This is a genomic window from Pseudomonas sp. TAE6080, assembly GCF_018732265.1.
GTDB lineage: Bacteria > Pseudomonadota > Gammaproteobacteria > Pseudomonadales > Pseudomonadaceae > Aquipseudomonas > Aquipseudomonas brenneri.
Genome location: NZ_JAHIDY010000002.1, coordinates 113,268 through 129,548 on the forward strand (window position 1 = coordinate 113,268; position 16,281 = coordinate 129,548).

Annotated in this window: 11 protein-coding genes; all 11 read right to left on the reverse strand. The window is 64.0% G+C overall.

Annotation, left to right across the window (positions count from 1 at the left end; genetic code table 11):
• Positions 1–29: 29 nt before the first annotated feature.
• Genes KL786_RS02955 through tagH form a run of 11 tightly spaced genes read right to left on the reverse strand, consistent with a single transcriptional unit; the run spans position 30 to position 15,992 of the window.
• On the reverse strand, positions 30–1,742 hold the full coding sequence (locus KL786_RS02955; protein WP_215516679.1) for a formylglycine-generating enzyme family protein: 1,713 nt from the start codon (positions 1,740–1,742) through the stop codon (positions 30–32).
• The gene (locus KL786_RS02960) at positions 1,735–2,919 is read right to left on the reverse strand and encodes an ABC transporter permease family protein (RefSeq protein WP_215516680.1); all 1,185 of its coding nucleotides are present in this window, start codon (positions 2,917–2,919) and stop codon (positions 1,735–1,737) included. The genes KL786_RS02955 and KL786_RS02960 overlap by 8 nt, the downstream gene beginning before the upstream one ends.
• Entirely contained in the window at positions 2,919–3,623 is a 705-nt protein-coding gene (locus KL786_RS02965; protein ID WP_215516771.1) for an ABC transporter ATP-binding protein, read from the reverse strand. The genes KL786_RS02960 and KL786_RS02965 overlap by 1 nt, the downstream gene beginning before the upstream one ends.
• Positions 3,623–6,598, reverse strand: a complete 2,976-nt coding sequence (locus KL786_RS02970; RefSeq protein WP_215516681.1) for a serine/threonine-protein kinase — start codon at positions 6,596–6,598, stop codon at positions 3,623–3,625. The genes KL786_RS02965 and KL786_RS02970 overlap by 1 nt, the downstream gene beginning before the upstream one ends.
• The gene (locus tag KL786_RS02975) at positions 6,595–7,314 is read right to left on the reverse strand and encodes a PP2C family protein-serine/threonine phosphatase (RefSeq protein WP_215516682.1); all 720 of its coding nucleotides are present in this window, start codon (positions 7,312–7,314) and stop codon (positions 6,595–6,597) included. The genes KL786_RS02970 and KL786_RS02975 overlap by 4 nt, the downstream gene beginning before the upstream one ends.
• Positions 7,315–7,968, reverse strand: coding sequence for a type VI secretion system-associated protein TagF (tagF, locus tag KL786_RS02980; protein WP_215516683.1), 654 nt, complete (start codon positions 7,966–7,968; stop codon positions 7,315–7,317).
• Positions 7,965–11,465 (reverse strand): type VI secretion system membrane subunit TssM, encoded by a 3,501-nt coding sequence (gene tssM, locus KL786_RS02985; protein ID WP_215516684.1) that lies wholly within the window; start codon positions 11,463–11,465, stop codon positions 7,965–7,967. The genes tagF and tssM overlap by 4 nt, the downstream gene beginning before the upstream one ends.
• Positions 11,462–12,751 (reverse strand): DotU family type VI secretion system protein, encoded by a 1,290-nt coding sequence (locus KL786_RS02990; RefSeq protein ID WP_154841294.1) that lies wholly within the window; start codon positions 12,749–12,751, stop codon positions 11,462–11,464. The genes tssM and KL786_RS02990 overlap by 4 nt, the downstream gene beginning before the upstream one ends.
• A gap of 6 nt (positions 12,752–12,757) precedes the next feature.
• Positions 12,758–14,092, reverse strand: coding sequence for a type VI secretion system baseplate subunit TssK (tssK, locus tag KL786_RS02995; protein ID WP_215516685.1), 1,335 nt, complete (start codon positions 14,090–14,092; stop codon positions 12,758–12,760).
• Positions 14,093–14,110: 18 nt separating this feature from the next.
• The gene (gene tssJ, locus KL786_RS03000) at positions 14,111–14,617 is read right to left on the reverse strand and encodes a type VI secretion system lipoprotein TssJ (RefSeq protein WP_215516686.1); all 507 of its coding nucleotides are present in this window, start codon (positions 14,615–14,617) and stop codon (positions 14,111–14,113) included.
• A gap of 43 nt (positions 14,618–14,660) precedes the next feature.
• A complete protein-coding gene (tagH, locus tag KL786_RS03005) occupies positions 14,661–15,992 on the reverse strand; it encodes a type VI secretion system-associated FHA domain protein TagH (protein WP_215516687.1) in 1,332 nt (443 codons plus the stop codon).
• Positions 15,993–16,281: the final 289 nt, after the last annotated feature.

Sequence of the window (16,281 nt, forward strand, 5' to 3'; positions counted from 1 at the left end):
CCCTTCCAGGCTCGCCATACAACCAACGGTCAAGACCGCTGACCGCTCGCTGCGAGCAATTGCTTCAAAATCGTTGCCGGGTCGGCTCGCTGTTGCTTGCGATAGTTGCCGACATGGCGAACGAATAACGTCGCGCGCGTCACCAGGCTCTTGCCCAGTACCGGCTTGCGCTCCAATTCTTGCTGGATCCGTTGAAACTGCGCCTGGATCACCGCATCGGTGTAGCGCGTGCCGGTGGCCAGGTTGTCGATATAGATCGCCACCGCGCCGTCCAGCGCGCTGCGGCCATTGGCGATCGCCGTGGCGAACAGCTGCGCGCTGGCCTCGTCCTTGGCGTCCAGGGACTGCTGGCGACTCTTCTGCAGATTGATCAGGCGGATGTTGTAGTTATTGATGGTCTCGGCCACCAGGGCAGCAGACTGGATCAGGTTGCCGGCCGCCTCCTCGCGCTGTTGGGCAATCAGCGACACGTTGCGCTTGAGCTCTTCGTTGACCAGCCCCAACTCGGCCTGCAACCGTGGGTCGACGCTGGCGGCGATGATGCTGTCCAGGCGCTTGGTCGGGTCCTGGGCGTCATCGATGGCATCGGTCAGCGCGGCCAACCGGCCCTCTTTCTGCCACTGGGCGAACAGTTCGTTGTAGCGTGAACGTGGTGCCGACAGCGCACCAATCGCCACGCGAAAACCGGTGGTCTCGTTGCTTTGCTCAGTGCCATCGGCGCCGAACAACGGGTATTCGCGGCGCATGCCGCTGAACAGCGTGCCCTCGCCCTCCAGGTAGTTGCCGCCCTTGACGATAAAGCCGCCATAGGTGCCCTGGCGGCGGCCGGCGTGCACCAGTTGGAACGATTCCTGGACCATCTCGGCGGCGTTGCCGATCACGTCGAACATGCCGATGGGGTTGGGCAACTTGGTGCCGATGGGCATCAGTCGTGCCGCCTGGCCAGTGCCGCCGGCGACCTGGTTGAACACCGCCCAATCGGCCAGCGGGCCGTCGCTGTCGCTGCCCTCGATGCGTCGGGGGAACAACCGGCCTTCGAGGTCCTGGCGGCTCACCGCCTGGCCGCCGCGCGCGGCGAATTCCCACTCCACTTCAGTCGGTAGCCGCACAAAGCCCAGGCCGCCCTCCTCTGCCGAAGAACCACGACCACTGACCGGCAGCAAGTCGCGGTGGTGTTTCATCAACCAGGCGCTGTACACCGCCGAGAAGCGCTCGGCTTCAAAGCGCGACAGCTTGACCTTGGGCAAGCGCCCGGCCATGCCTTCAGGCACCTCGCACGCCGGGGCCGGCTCGCCGCTGGCCAGCGACTGGGCCTGGGACATGACCTGGGCGTACTGGCGCGCGGTGACTTCGTACTTGCCGATAAAGTAGAGCATCGGCTTGAGCGGGGTCTTGGCGTCGGTCTTGGGCATCAGCGGCGCGATGACCTTGTTCCACCCCTTGGGCAAATCCTTGAGGGTGAATTGACCGTTGATAAAGTCTCGGCGATAGCCGGAGATAAACGACTGCTTGTAGCCCGCCTCACCTTCGCTGAACGGGTAGCCGAGGCTGACCTCACGGTCGTCCAGGGTGCCCTGGGCCAGGACATAGGCGTAGCGGAACACCATATTGCCCTCGCACGGCAACGGCAGGCTGACGTCATCGGCCAACGGCTTGGGGTTGTCCAGCTTATCGCTTGCCTCATCGGCCCAGGCCACAGAGGCCAGGCTCAGCGCCACGGCGGCGGCCAATAACTTATACATCTCGGATGCCCTCAGAAGCCTGGATACGCACCACACGCCACCCCCCACACGCAGCCGCCACGGCGCTGACGCCGAGCACCGCGAGCAGGGCCAGCAGGTAATGCTGCGCCAGCAGGTGGCTGGCGTATTCGCCCGGCACCTGCACGAATAATTGATTCAAGCCCGCCTCAGCCAGGCCATACAGGCCGGCACTGAGCACGGCGGCAAAACCCGCGCTGTAGAGCGCCTGCATCACCACAAACAGCAACAGCGCGCCGGTGGAAAACCCCAGCAGGCGCAACACCGACAATTCCCGACGCTTGCGCGCCACGGCGGCCAACGCCCCGGCGAAGATCGCCGCAAACGCACCCGCCAAGGCCAGCCCGGCGATGATCCAAAACACAATCGACAAGTTGCGGCTCAACGACTGCACCTGGGCGATGTTCAGCGCCTGGGTCGAGACCAACAGGTCCTGCGCGGCGAAATACACCCGCAGCGGCTCTACATCGGTGAGGCTGCGCGCATACAAACGAAACGCCGGATACACCCGCTGCTCGCTCACTCCTACCGCGTCACCGTCCCAACCCAGCGCCGGTACAGCCCGGCCATCGCGGTAATCTTCCGCCGCTTCCAGCAGGCGCAACCCGGCAAATAATCCGTCCCGTGCGAACGCCTCCAGGGGCAGCACCGCCAGCACCTGCAGCCGCGTGTGCTGGGCCTCGACGCGCCCGGCCACTTGCCGCGCAAATTGGCTTTGCAACCAATCCCCCGGCCGCGCCGCCAGCTTCTCGGCGGCGGTGTGGCTCAGCACGATCTGGTCCAGGCCCACCGGTATGGGCAGACCGCCCAGCAACGGATCACCTGGCGCGGTTGGCAGCATTTCCAGGGTCAACGCCCCCACCTGCGCCGTGGCTGCGATCTGCCGCGTGCGCGGGATGGCGAACGCTACATCGCGGCGTAGGCCAAGCTGCTCGACAAAGCTGCGGCTGAATCGACCACCGCCCAACGGGATGACTTCCCGGGTCGCCGGGTCATTCTCCAGGCGCTCGGTCAGGCTGCTGACTAGCCCGAATTTGAGGCCGAACAACACCAGCAACGGCGCGATCACTGCCACCAGCGCCAGCACCGAACAGGCCGACAGCCACCCATCGTTGCGGTAATCCTGCCAAGCAAGGGAGGCCACCAGAGGGATACGCATCAGCACGCCTCCCCGAGAGTCGCGGTGACGCCACCATCAGTGTCGCGCTGGCAACTGATGCGCCGCACCTGCAAGCCGCTGGCGCGGGCCAGGGGCTCGTCATGGGTGGCGATCACGCAGGCGGCGCGGTGCTCGCGGGCCTGGGCCAGCAGCGCCTGCATGACACGCTCGGCGTTAAGCGGGTCAAGGGACGCGGTCGGCTCATCCGCCAGCACCAATTGCGGGGCATGGGCCAAGGCACGGGCGCAACTGACGCGTTGGCGTTGGCCCACCGATAACGCAGCGGGTTTCTTGGCCAACTGGTCACTGATTTGCAACTGCGCCGCCAGGCGCGCCACGCTGCCATCGTCCTTGAGCCCCAACAGTTGCCGGGACAGGGCAATATTGCCGCGCACATCGAGAAAGCCCAGCAGGCCGCCGGTCTGCAACACATAACCGAGGTGCCGGCTGCGTAACCCGGCCAACATGGATTGCTGATTGGCGCGCCATAAACCACCAATATCCAGTTGGTTGAATTCAAACCGGCCCACCTGATCCGGTGCCAATACCAATGCCAGCAGATCCAGCAAGGTGCTTTTGCCGCAGCCGCTCGGCCCGACAATCGCCAATTGCTCCCCGGCACACAGGTGCAACGCTGGAATCACCAGGCTATAGCGCTGGTTACCGACGCCCCGGCTCTTGTGCACCGCGCTCAGGTTCAGCATCACGGCAGCGTCGACAATGGCACGCGGTACAACGCATCGCCCGGTTCGGCATCACCGAAACGGACCCAGTTGGCCACATCGTTATGGAAGGTCTCAAAGAGGCGGATTTTCGAATCCAGCTCGTCGATAAAGTCTTCCTGTTCGGCCACGCTCAACGACAGCCACAGGTCCTGGGTCATGTTCAAGGACTTGCTGCGGTACGGCAGGCCTTCCAGGTATTCGCCGAGGATGCCGCCGGCGGCGAGGTTGCCGCCCTTGCGCAAAGCCTGCGGGTCGCGGCTCATGTAGGCCGAGGCACTGGCGATTTCCTGGAAGAAATCCTTGGGTGAGGTCTGGGTCTTGCGGGCCGCATCGACGATCAATTTGAGCGACTGCTGCAAGTCGTTGAGCTGCAATTTGGTGAGCATCACACAGACCTGGAACGCCGGCAGTGCGGGGTTGGTCAGGTCACGGTCGGCGGTCCAGGCACTGACCAGTTGCGGCGCCTGGCTGGCGCCTTTGTGGCCGAGAAAATCCATGTGCATGGCATAGCCGACGGCGGCGGATTTGTCCGCCAGGCTCGGCGCACTGCTGAGCAACGGTACCGGCTGCGGGGTGTTGCTGCGCACTTGATGCACCAGATTGGCGAATACCGTACCGATCTCATCGACACGCTCGCCCAGCTTGCGCACATCGCCGCCCGGCACGGCTGTGTACAGATCACCGATCCGCGGGTTGGCGTCGGCGGTCAGGGTGCGGTACTGGGATTCGGCGCCGCCATGGGTTTTCTTGCCGGCATCGGTGCGCAGGTGCAGGGCATAGATCTTGATCTGCTTGCCCAGCGCAGCCTGGCGCACTTCGGCTTCGTTCATCTGGGTCGCGGCGAACGGGTCGTTCTTGCGCAAGGCGCCGGCATCAGTCACCAGCAGGATCAGGCGCCCGCCGTAGCCCGACCAGTCCATGCCTTCGACCGCCTGCATCACTCCGGCGAACGCGTCTTCGTTGAAGGAGTGGCTGGAAACGGTCGAGGCCTTGACCTGCCGCGCCATGTCGAGAAAACGCTGGGGGTCGCGTCCCTGATCGAGGGTGATCAGGGTCTTGGCCACATATTCCAGGCCCGGGGTTTTCTTCACGCTGCTGCGAAAGCCAACCATGCCAAAGCTGACGCTGTCCAACTCGCCACGCTCGGCAATGCGCGTCTGCAACTCGTGGACCACGTCGCGCACTTGGTCGATATAGGGCTGCATCGACACGGTGGTGTCCACCACCAGCACCACGGCGGTGCGGAAGGCATCGGCATTCGCACTGAGCACCGGGGTGGCCGGTTTGGCGGCGGCACTACCGGGATCGATGGACGCCACATTGAGCAACTGCACCGGCTGGCCATTCTCGTCGAAGCTCTCTTTGGCATCGAAGATCGGCAACAGGTAGAACTGGTTCTGCGGCACGGCGCTGGCGGCAGGCTCCAGGGCCAGGACCTGCTGATTGTCCTCGGGGTTTTTCTGCGCCTTGAGCAGCAGTTTTTTTGCCGAAGCGGGATCCGCCAGGAGTTTTTCTACCTCGCCAGCCTGGCGCAGGAACATCACCGGCGCACGCCCCGAACGCTCGGTGAACTTGAGTACCAGGCTCTGCTTCCAGTCGCTGACTTGCGCGGCCGGCAACCAGCCGTCGCTGCGCCCGTCGGTGGCGGTGCCAACACGCAGCCACGGGCTGGCATCGATGTCTTTGCGCTGGTACACGTAAAGCACGGAAAACGCCGGCAAGGTCTTGCCCGGTGCGCCGCCCGCCTCGCTGGAGAGCTTGGCGCCGGGCTTGCTCAGGACCCGTTGGAACAGGGTTTTCTTGCCAGCCATCAGCAAAGGGCGTTGGCCGCCGTCGATATCGGCGGCCAACGGTGTGACGGCTGCAGGCGTAGCGGGCACTGGCGCAGCAGGTGGCGATGCCGGTGCGTCGGCACTCAACCACCAGTAACTGGCGCCACCCATGGCCAGCGCAACAGCCACCGCCAGGCCAGCCAATGCCAGGACCGGGCCACGCCGTTGTTCGGCAACGGCGCGATGCTGGGTGGGCGTCACCACTGGCTGGCGTAGCACTTGCGGCTGCGGCGGGTCGCTGGGAATGTCGATGGAGACTGGAGTCATGCCGGCCAGATCGCGGCTGACCGGTCGAATCAGCGTTGCCTCCAGCACTTCTTGGGGTGCTTCTGCTGGCAGTTGATCCAGCGCCAGCAACAACGCCGTCGCATCGGGGTAGCGCTCTGCCGGATCTTTGGCCAGGAGCTTTTTCAGCACCTGTTGATAACGGCCATGGTGCAGCGGCAATTCCGGCAAGGGCTCGGTCAGGTGCGCCAGGGCCGTGGAGAGCGCATCGGTGCCGTTGTAAGGCAGCTTGCCGACAAGGATTTCATAGAGCACCACACCCAGGGCGTAGAGATCGGCGCGACCATCGATTTCCTGGCCCCGCGCCTGTTCCGGGCTCATGTAACTGGGTGTACCTACGGCAAACCCGGCCTGGGTGAACTGGGTCCGGTCATCCAGGGACTTGGCAATCCCAAAATCCGACAGCACCGCCGTGCCATCGGCGCGAAACAGGATGTTCGCCGGCTTGACGTCGCGGTGCACCAGGCCCTGGGCATGGGCGTAACCCAGCGCCGAGGCGATCTGGCGGATATACACCAGCCCCTGCTCCGGCGTCAGGCCGGCGGCGATGCGCTCCTTGAGCGTGCCGTTGGGCAGGTATTCCATGGCCATGTAATACAGTTCGCCAACATTGCCGATGTCATGGATGGTCACCGTGTGCGGGTGCGACAGCCGCGCCAGGGTCTTGCCCTCACGCAGGAAACGTTCACAGAAGCTCGGGTCGGCGGCCAGCGCAGCGGCCATGACCTTCAACGCCACCTTGCGCTCCAGGGAGCGCTGGGTGGCCAGGTAGACGCTGGCCATGGCGCCTTCACCGATTTCGCCGTCGATGTCGTAACCGGGGATAATCAGGGTCATGGCGACACCTTCACGACGAGGGTGGTGATGTTGTCGGGCGCACCGCGGTTAAGCCCCAGGTGCACCAGGCTGCGGACAATTTCGTCAGGCTCGGCATGGCTCAGTACTTCGCGGATCTCGTGGTCTTCGACGGTCTTGTTCAGGCCATCGCTGCACAGCAGGTAACTGTCACCAGGGGCGATCAACAGGTCGACCACCGACAGCTCCAATTGCGCCTCCACGCCAATGGCGCGGGTCACGATATTGGCCCGTGGATGCACCCGCGCATCGGCCTCACTGAGCAGGCCGCTGTCCTGCAAATCCTGCACGTAGCTGTGGTCGCGGGAGATGCGTTCCAACTCGCCATCGCGCAGGCGATACAAGCGGCTGTCACCGGCCCACAGGCACACGCCGCGCAGGCCGCGCGCAGCCAGCACCACCACGGTGCTGCCCATCATGGTCACGCCACGGTTGGCGGTTTCTTCACGTACGGCCGCGTTGACCCGGGTCAGCTCGGTGCGCAGTGCGGCCGTGTATTCGTCCAGGGACCGCCCCACGGGAAGGCTGCGCAGGCTGTCGACAATCAAGCTGCTGACATAGTCGCCCGCCGCATGCCCGCCCATGCCATCGGCCACCACCCACAGGCGGTTTTCCGGCAGGTCCAGGCACGCGTCTTCATTGACCTGGCGCACCATGCCCACATGGCTTTTGCTCGCGGATTTGTACGTCGACCCCATCTACATCACACCTTCTTGTCCGAGCAGAAATTGCGCAAAATCACCGGCAGCCGGCAAGCCCTGGCACCGCAGCAAACCAGGGGAAATACGTTGCGAGCCACGGCCCCACCAGAGGCTCGCGCCTTCGCAGGCCTGTTCGGCAAGAGCGGCCATGCGGCCATGGGGTACGGTGGCGGCCACCCGTTGCAGACCGGCGAAGCGACTGTCCAGCGCACGCGGCTCACTCAGCGGCAAACCCAGGCGGTCAAGGCCATCGTTGAACCCTTCGAACGTGGCGCCAGCATCCAAGGTGTGCAGCAACAACTCCTCGGCCTGCTCAAACCAGGTGTCCGGGCCACCCACCAGGGACGCCGGATTGGTGTCGTGATCCAACAACGTCACCACCGCCAGCGGGAAGTACCGGCCAACCCGATCAATGCTGGGCATCACCACACCCGCCGCCGCATCCGGCCCACACACCCCCGGCGCCAGCACAAATCGCCACAGCGGGCTGACCAGGTACACGTTGAGCCAGTCGCCGCCCAGGCTGTGTTGACTGGCGAGCAAACCGGCGGCCAGCCAACTGTCCCAGGGGCCGATAAAACTCTGGGGCAAGGCGCGGCTGACAAAGTCCCCGCGGCTGGCCAACTTGCCGTAGAACCCCAACGTGGTCATAACCGCTCCGGCAGGCTGAACCCGCTCAGCACGCGGCTCTTGAACGGGTTGAAGGCGCTGTTGGCACGCAACTCATAGGCGATGCTTGCGCCATCGACCCGCAGGCGCAGGTTGAAGCGATCCGGCGAATTGCCGGCAGACAGGTCCGATTGCTCCAGCAGGCGAAACCACGCCCACGGGCCATCCAGGGTCACGCCCGAACGTCCGCTGGCGGCTGGCGGCATGATCGAGATCCGCACCCCGCCACTGCTGCCGGGATTCGGCCACTGCATCGCCACCGCCCGGCTCGGGCCGTGGTCGTAGCTCAGTTGCTGGCCGTCGAGGTCGAGCAGGAACTGGGTGATGGTCGCGTCCATCGCCACCGGCTTGAGTTCGAAGCGCACGATGGGCTGGGTGCCGCCAGTGCGGAAAAACGCATCGCGAATGGTCGCCGCACGCTGGAAGGTTTGCAGCACGCCCGGCGCGATCCCAAGCTTCTGCGCCGCCCCTGGCTGCCAGCGCCAGGTTTGCGCCGAGGTGTCGACATAAGGTTGCAGGTATTTGCGGAAGTAGTTGTCCATCACCCCTCCCACCCCGAAGAACTGGCCGAAGTCGTCCAGGGTGGCATCGCGGGCACTGCCAGGCGACATCGGGTAACGCCCGGCCAGGGACTGGCGATAGACATTGACCACTTCGCTGACCCAGGCCGCGTTCAGTTGATTGCGCACCCCGCCCATCATGCTGTTGGTGGTGGAGTTGACCACCGACTTGACCATGCCCTGTACCAGCGGCGGCTGGCGTTCGGCATTCAGGCTGACCCGCGTGGCGGCGGCAGCGGCCTGGTTCTTGGCTTCGCCGAGCAAGGCATCGCCACTGGCACCGACCATGGCGCTGACCTGCACATACAGCGCATTCATGTCCGCCAGCAGGCCGTCGATGGCGGCCGGCTCGCCTTCGTTCTTGGCCACGATGCTGTTGAGTTCGGCAAAGTGCGCGGTCACCGGGTCTTCCGTCAGGGCCGGCGCGCTGGCCGTTGGTTGGGCCTCGCCGAGCAGGCTGCCGAGACGCTCCTTGAGTTTGTCGACACCCCCCTCCACCGGCACGCCCTTGGCAGCCAGTTGACGCTCTTCAGCCTGCAGGTCGGTTTCCCTGGCCACCGCCACCAGCAGCTTCTTCAGCGGCGAGCTCGGGCCGGAGATCACTCGCAACACGTCGGCCGCCTGGGCCACGCTGGTGATGGGCACAAAGTCGATATCGGCCAGCAAGGCGTCCCACTGGCGCTGATAATCCTGGAAATACAGGCGCCGTACATCAGCGGCAAGGCTGGCGACATTCTGTTGATCTGCGGGTGCATGACCCAATACCCACTGCTCTTCAGCCAGGGTGCCGGCCTGGTTCAGGCTGGTCAGCAAAAAGCCCTGGCGATAGCCCTTGGCGGTAAACAGTCCACTCAACGGCTCACCCAGCGGCTTGCCACTTTTACGGCTGAATACCAGCGCGGCATCGCGGCCAGCCGCTTCGTTGATGCGAAAATCCGTCACGCCTTCAGGCAGCTTCTGGCGCTTGACCCGGTCGTACACGCGCTGGGCCACCGGCAGTTGTTGCAGCTGCCGACGCAAGTCATCGATCAGCCGTGGGTCGAGGCGCGCATTCGGTGGATGGCGGTCGAACAGCGCCTGCAAGTGCCCGGTCAGCGCCTGGCGCTGGTCGGCGGGCAGGTCGCGCGGCAGGTTGCGGTCCCAGTCCAGGGCGATCCAGGCCTTGATGAAGTCCGGGTCGTAATGCTCGCTGTCAGCCAGCATCAGGTAGGCCTTCAAGCCTTCATAGAGGAAGTCGGAATTGCCACCGCCGTGCAGTTGCTCTTCGATACGCGTGACCAGGCGCGGCGCAAACACCGCGATCAGCAGCTTGCGGTAAACACTGGCAGATTCGGCTTCGAGCATGTCGCCCTGATACAGGCCCAGGCCCTCGGACCAGCTTGGCGAATCGCCCGCCAGGTTCTTCACCGCATTGAGCAGCGGCAGCACGGCCAGCACCTCGCGCTGCGCCGGGCTCAGGGTTTGCACGGCCTGGCCCAACGGCGCGACTTTCTGGTCGACCTGGGCGATATACGCCTGGTTGGCGCGATAACTCACCCACCACAGCGTACTGACCACCAGCACCACCGCCACGGTTGCGGCCAGGACGCCACGGGCCAGCCATTTGCGGCGGCGTTCGACCTTCGGGTTGACCCCAACCAGTCCGCGCTCGGCAAAGGCCACGGCGCTGAACAGTTTTTCGATGAAGTAACTGCGCCCGGTGCCGCTCTGGCGCGCCAGGTGCTGGCGGTCCAGGTTCATGCTCTGGGCCATGGCGCCGATCAGTCGGTCGATCGGGCTGCCTTCCTGGGTGCCACTGGTGAAATACACCCCGCGCAGCAGTACCCGCTCTTCAAAGGCATTGGGTTTGAACACACCCTCAAGGAAACTTTGCAGGCAGTCCTTCAACGCACCGAACTGCTGCGGGAAACCGTAGATCAGGTCACGCCGCGCCGGGTCGCGCTCCTGTTGCAGGCGCTCCACCAAGCGCTCATTGAGGCGCTGCTCCAGGCCGGCGAATTCGCTTTGCAAATAGGCCAACGGGCTGTCGCCGTGCTTGCCGTCGTCCAGGGCAAAGGTCATGCCCCACACCTGGGCGCGGTCTTCCTTGCTCAGGTTGTCGAAAAACTCCATGAAGCCCGGCACCAGGTCGAGCTTGGTCAGCATCAGATAGATCGGGAAGCGCACGCCCAGTTGGGTGTACAGCTCCTGGATCCGCAGGCGGATCGCCGCAGCATGGGCGGCGCGCTCGGCGTCGCTGCCCAGCAGCAGGTCCGAAAGGCTGATGGCGATAAAGGCGCCGTCAATCGGGCGACGTGCGCGCTGCTTTTTCAGCAGGTCGAGAAAGCCCAGCCAGGCGGCTTTATCCACTGTCGAGTTGCTGTCCTGGGTGGTGTAGCGGCCTGCCGTGTCCAGCAGCACGGCTTGATCGGTGAACCACCAATCGCAATTGCGCGTACCGCCTACGCCACGCACCGCGCCGGCGCCCAACTGGGCGGCCAGTGGGAAATGCAGCCCGGAATTGACCAGCGCCGTGGTCTTGCCTGAGCCCGGTGGGCCGATGATCACGTACCACGGCAGCTCATAGAGATTGCGCCGCTCGTCGCCGCCCAGCTTGGCCTTTTTCAGCAGCGCCAGGGCTTCGTCCATGCGCTGGCGCAGGGTCGCGAGTTCTTCAGCGGTGGCGACGCTATTGGGATCGGCCGGGGTTTCGGCGGCCAGGCTGCGCATCACTTCGGCGGCCTGGCGGCGGGCCTGGATGATGCGAAACACGCGGTAGGCGATCCATACCGCGAATACCAGGATGATCAACGCCCAGCGTCGGCCTTCAGGCACCAGCACGTCGAGCAACGGCCCGACAAACCAGATGATCAGGCCCAGGGCAATCAGGCCTAGTACGGGGATCACCCAGCGAATCATAAAACTGAAAAACGCCTTCACTCGACGCCCTCCGCCAATACGGTGATTTCAACCCGGCGATTGCGGGCACGGCCTTCGGCTGTGGCGTTGGTCGCCACCGGTTCGGTGTCGCTGCGACCTTCGGCGCTGAAGCGCTCTCCCTGGCCGGTCTTGGCCGCGAGGATCTCCAGCACCGACTTGGCCCGTGCTTCGGACAAGGCCCAGTTGGACGGGAAACGCAGGGTGGCAATCGGGCGGTTATCGCTGTGCCCGGTCACCCGCACCTGGCCCTTGACCTTGCGGATGGCGTCGGCGATGCGCAGCATCAACGGTTGGTAGTCATCGACAATGCTGGAGCTGGCCGAGGCGAACAGCTCATCGCCACGGATCGTCACCACGGAACGGTCGACGGCATCTTCCACCGCCACCCGGCCCGCCTTGATGTCTTCGACCAGAAAGCCGGCCAGGCGCGGGCGTTCGATGATCTTTGGCTGCGCCACCGGACGGTCGATGGCCTGCACCGGGATTTCCCCCAGGGCATGGATGTTCTTGAACACCGGCTCGGCATCCGACGCCAGCTTCAGGCGCAAGCCAAACAACAGGGCCAGCAACAACGCCAGGCCGATGGCGACTGCAATCCACGGCGGCATGAATTGCGCCAGGCGATCACGGGCCACGGTCACGCCGCGCCAATGGGGCGACAACTCGCGCTCATGCTCGCCACGGGCACTGCGAATCGCCGCCGCCGTGCGTTCGCGCAATGCTTCCAACTGGCTGCGACCGTCGTTCATCACACGGTAGCGACCCTCGAAACCCAGGCACATGCACAAGTACAACAGCTCCAGCAGATACAGGCGCTCGCGCGGGCTTTGCAGGCAGTGATCCAACAGCTGGAAGACCTTTTCGCCGCCCCAGGCTTCGTTGTGCACGGTGATCAACAGGCTCTGCTTGCCCCAGTCACTGGCACTGCCCCAAGGCGTGCTCAGCACCGCTTCATCAAGGGCGGTACACAGCGCGTAACGGGCCAGCAGCACCTCGTTGCGGGCTACTCCGGCCGCCTCGGCGCGCTCTTCGAACTGGCGCAGGTAGGCCAGCAATTGCGCGCGCAGGCTCGACGGTGCGGGATGGGCGATGGTGTTGCGCAGGCGTGTCAGCAGCGCCAGCAGTGGGCCGGCGGCACTTTCCAGAGGGTTGAGGCCCTGGCTCTTGCCGGTGAGGATCGGCGCCGCCGGCATCGACAGAGGCCCCGGCTCTGCACGCGCAGGCTCCGGCGCACGGCCACCCGGGCGCGGCATGAACTGGGTGCGGTCGTCATCATTGGGATGCATCGCGGATTATCCTCGGATCGCCCAGAAGGCCAGGTTCAAGCCCGGGAATTGCCCGGCGATGTGGAAGGCAAAACCGCCGGAGTGGATCAGTTGCTGCCAGTGCTCGCTGCCGCGATCCAGTTCGTAGTAGGTGGAGCCTGCGTGGTACGGGATCTGCCGTGGCGCCACCGGCAGCGGTAGCAGGCCGATGCCTGGCAGTTGCAGGTTGACCAGGTCACGGATGTGTTCCACCGAACCAACCTTGCTCTGCTGGCCGAAGCGCGCGCGCAGGGTTTCGCCCGGCACATCGGCACGTACCACAAGGATGAAGCTGGCGCTGTCGATCAGGGTTTTATCCGCCAGCATCGCCACGTGCACGCCGTAGGCTTTCTCGACAATCGGGATCGGCGTGGCCTTGCTGTCGATCAACATCGACAGCGCTTCGCGCAAGGCCTGCATCACCGGGGTGAAGCTCAGCGCCAGGTCGTCATGCTGATAGCGCGGGTATTCCTCAGGGCGCCGCCCTGAGGTGGAGAACGTCGAGAACTCGCCGGCCAGGCTTACCAGTTCACTGAAGAAACGCTCCGGGTGCAGCGGGCTCAACTGGCTCAGGTGCTGGATCAGCGGCTGGGCGCGGTTGACCAGTTGCAGCAGCATGAAGTCGGCAATCTCCGAAGCACCACCGGCACCCGAAGCCACCACGCGTCCGGCCAGGGCTTCGCCGCGCTGGTGCAACAGGCCCAGCAATTCGCTGCGAAACGCCGTCAGCGGCTTGCTCGCCGCCACGTCCAGTACCGGCGGGATGTAACTGTCATCCAACACCAGGGCGCGGTCGGCGCGTTTTTCCTTGATGCGGACCAGGCCGATGGCGGCGTAGTCACTGATGCCATCGGCGGCGGTCAGCAAGCGCAAGGCGCGCGAGCCAACGGCCACCGGGGCGCGGTTTTCGAAAGGTGCGTTGTCATCGCGCACCTCACGCACCTGGCTCAGGTAACGCGCGGCACCCAGGGCCTCGCCTTCGTCTACGGTGTCGCGGGCACCGGCGCGCTTGAGGGGCAAGGCCAGGTAAACCAGGCCATCACGCAGGTTGTCATCGATATTCAGCGGGCTTGGCGCCAGGTCGTCCTGGGGAATGTTGAACGGCGTGCCATCGGGCAACAGGCCCCGCGCCGAGACAATGGCCAGCTTGCCCTGGGCCAGCAGGCCCTGGTCGATCAGCAACTCGGAAAACCCCCAGGCGCCGGCCGACAGCGGGCGACTGCGGGCATCGATCAGGTTTTCCAGGTAACGGTCATGCTGCTGGAAGTGCTGCGTTCCGATGAACATGCCTTCCGACCAGACCACGCGATTGTTCCAGGACATGGGGGCTCCGATTGCTTCTTATTGGGCAGGGCTGGATGGGGTAACACTGAGGTGCGCACGTACGGCGCGCACATCAAGGCTGATCTGGTATTCGCTGACCTGGCGTGGCGGCACGCTGAGGACCGTGCGCCATTGCGCGCGGTCCAATTCGCGATAGCCCACCAGCAGGCCGATCTGCCGGGTGGCCGGGTCGAGATCGCGCTGGATGCTCACTTGCTGGCCGGGCTGGATCACCACTTCATCCTGGTCCAGCAGGTCCAGGCCGAGGGTCGGCTGGGCGCGATCCGCCAGGGCGAAGTAATCGGCACGGCTGAAGGTCGCGGCGTTTTTCAGCTCGAAAATCCGCACCCGCACCGGTGCTGGCTGGCCCGTGGTGCCAGGGTTGAGGCCGCTGATGGCATGGAAGTGCAACTCGACGCGGGTAGCGTCGATGGGTGTCTCTGGCGCCTGGGGTGGCGCGGCATCCTTGGCACAAGCCGTCAGCAGCAACAGGCTGGCGGTAGCGAGTAAAAACCTGGAAATCATCCTGCGTCCTCAATGACGTATGTGGCTGTCCGTTGTTCCAGTTTCAGCGCCGCTGTCGTGCGCTGTGTGCTTCATAGGCCCGGCTGAACTCACGGCCGAACAGGTCCTGGAAATCCTCCTGGGCCTCGCGGGAAATGCTGTTGTAGAGCTCAGTGAACTGTTGCCAGTACTGGGCCTGGCGCGAACCGTTGAACAGGCTCGACAACCCGCCGGGCTTGCCCATGCGTTCTTCCAACTGCGCCGGTTCAAAACGCGCCAGCAGGTGTTTGATAGCCGCCTCGACGCCGGCCATCACCGCCAGTTGGTGAGCACGCAGGTCGTCGAAACTGTCGCGCACAGCCAGGTCCGGCGCCATAAACGCCTGGTTGCCGTGGCGAAGCAGCAGCAGTAACGCTTCGTCGGCATTGGGGGCGAATTTCAACGGATTGTTTTCCACCGGCTGGATCGTCGTCTGCTGCATGCGGAACTCGCCCTTGAGGCTGCTGCGTGCACGCAATACGTCGATCAAGCCTTCAACCATCAGCCGGTAGCTGCGGCCGATGCTTTCCATCTGCACCTCGGCCTGGGCCTTGTCCAGGCGCAGTTGATCCAGGCCGGCACCGCGCAGGAAGGCTTGCAGCAAATCGGGTTGGGCGGCATCTGCCACGGCGAGCGGCGGCTCAACCACAGGCAGTGCACTGGGTGGCTCAGGCACGACAACAGGCGTCGGCGGGCTGATCACCGGCGCCGGTGCTTCACCAAGCAGGTCCCAGTCTTCTGGAATCACCGAGCCTGACATCACCGGTGCGGGCGGCTCGGCCACGGGTGTCGGCGGGCGAAAGTCGTGCTGCTCGGCCGGCACATGATCGGGCTGGGTCGGCGGTGGAACAGCGGTTGGGGTGAGAAAATCGAACAGGTCCGGCAGGGTGTCCATCGCCGACGCGCCCTGGAACTGTGGCGCGATTACCGGAGTGGGCAGTGGCGCATTCACGACGGCGCCCTGGCGCCCCATCAGGGCTTCGAAACTGTTGGAGTCCCCGCCGGCAAACGGTGAGCTGTCTGTGACTTTCACGCCGGAGTCGATACGGGCCTGGATCTCGTAATCACCAATACGGATCAACTCGCCATCCTGTAGTGGCTCACTGTTTCCCCGGCGCAGGCGAATACCAGCGTTAACCAATTCCACACCATTAGTGCTGTTATCGGTTAGATAGTAACGGCCATCCTTGTATTGAATGACGCAATGTTGCGCGGAGACCAAACGCTCTGGATCAGGCAAGATCCAGTCATTTTCGTTAGAGCGGCCAATTGCCATCACTCCATTATCCATGGACTTTTCCGGACATTGACCTGGGGTGATCTTGTGATAACTAGTGATAGTCAAACACAGCGACATCTTGCCTCCTTGCTGAACCTCGTGCGCGACCGACCCAAGGGAAAATCCTTCCCAAGTGCTTCTCGGCAAATCCTTTAAACAACCTTATAAGCCTGCTTTTACCAGCATGTTCGCTGATTTTAACCGGACAATGTGACAATAATCCTCAGACGGTGCCGACTTTGACTCATGGGTCGCACAGGTTGTTAAACACCGCACATCTGTCACACAGAACGAATAGCTTACCTTGACAACGCCTAACTACTACACCAAAAATGCACAACTTCTTGAAGATAAGTAGTGGCACATT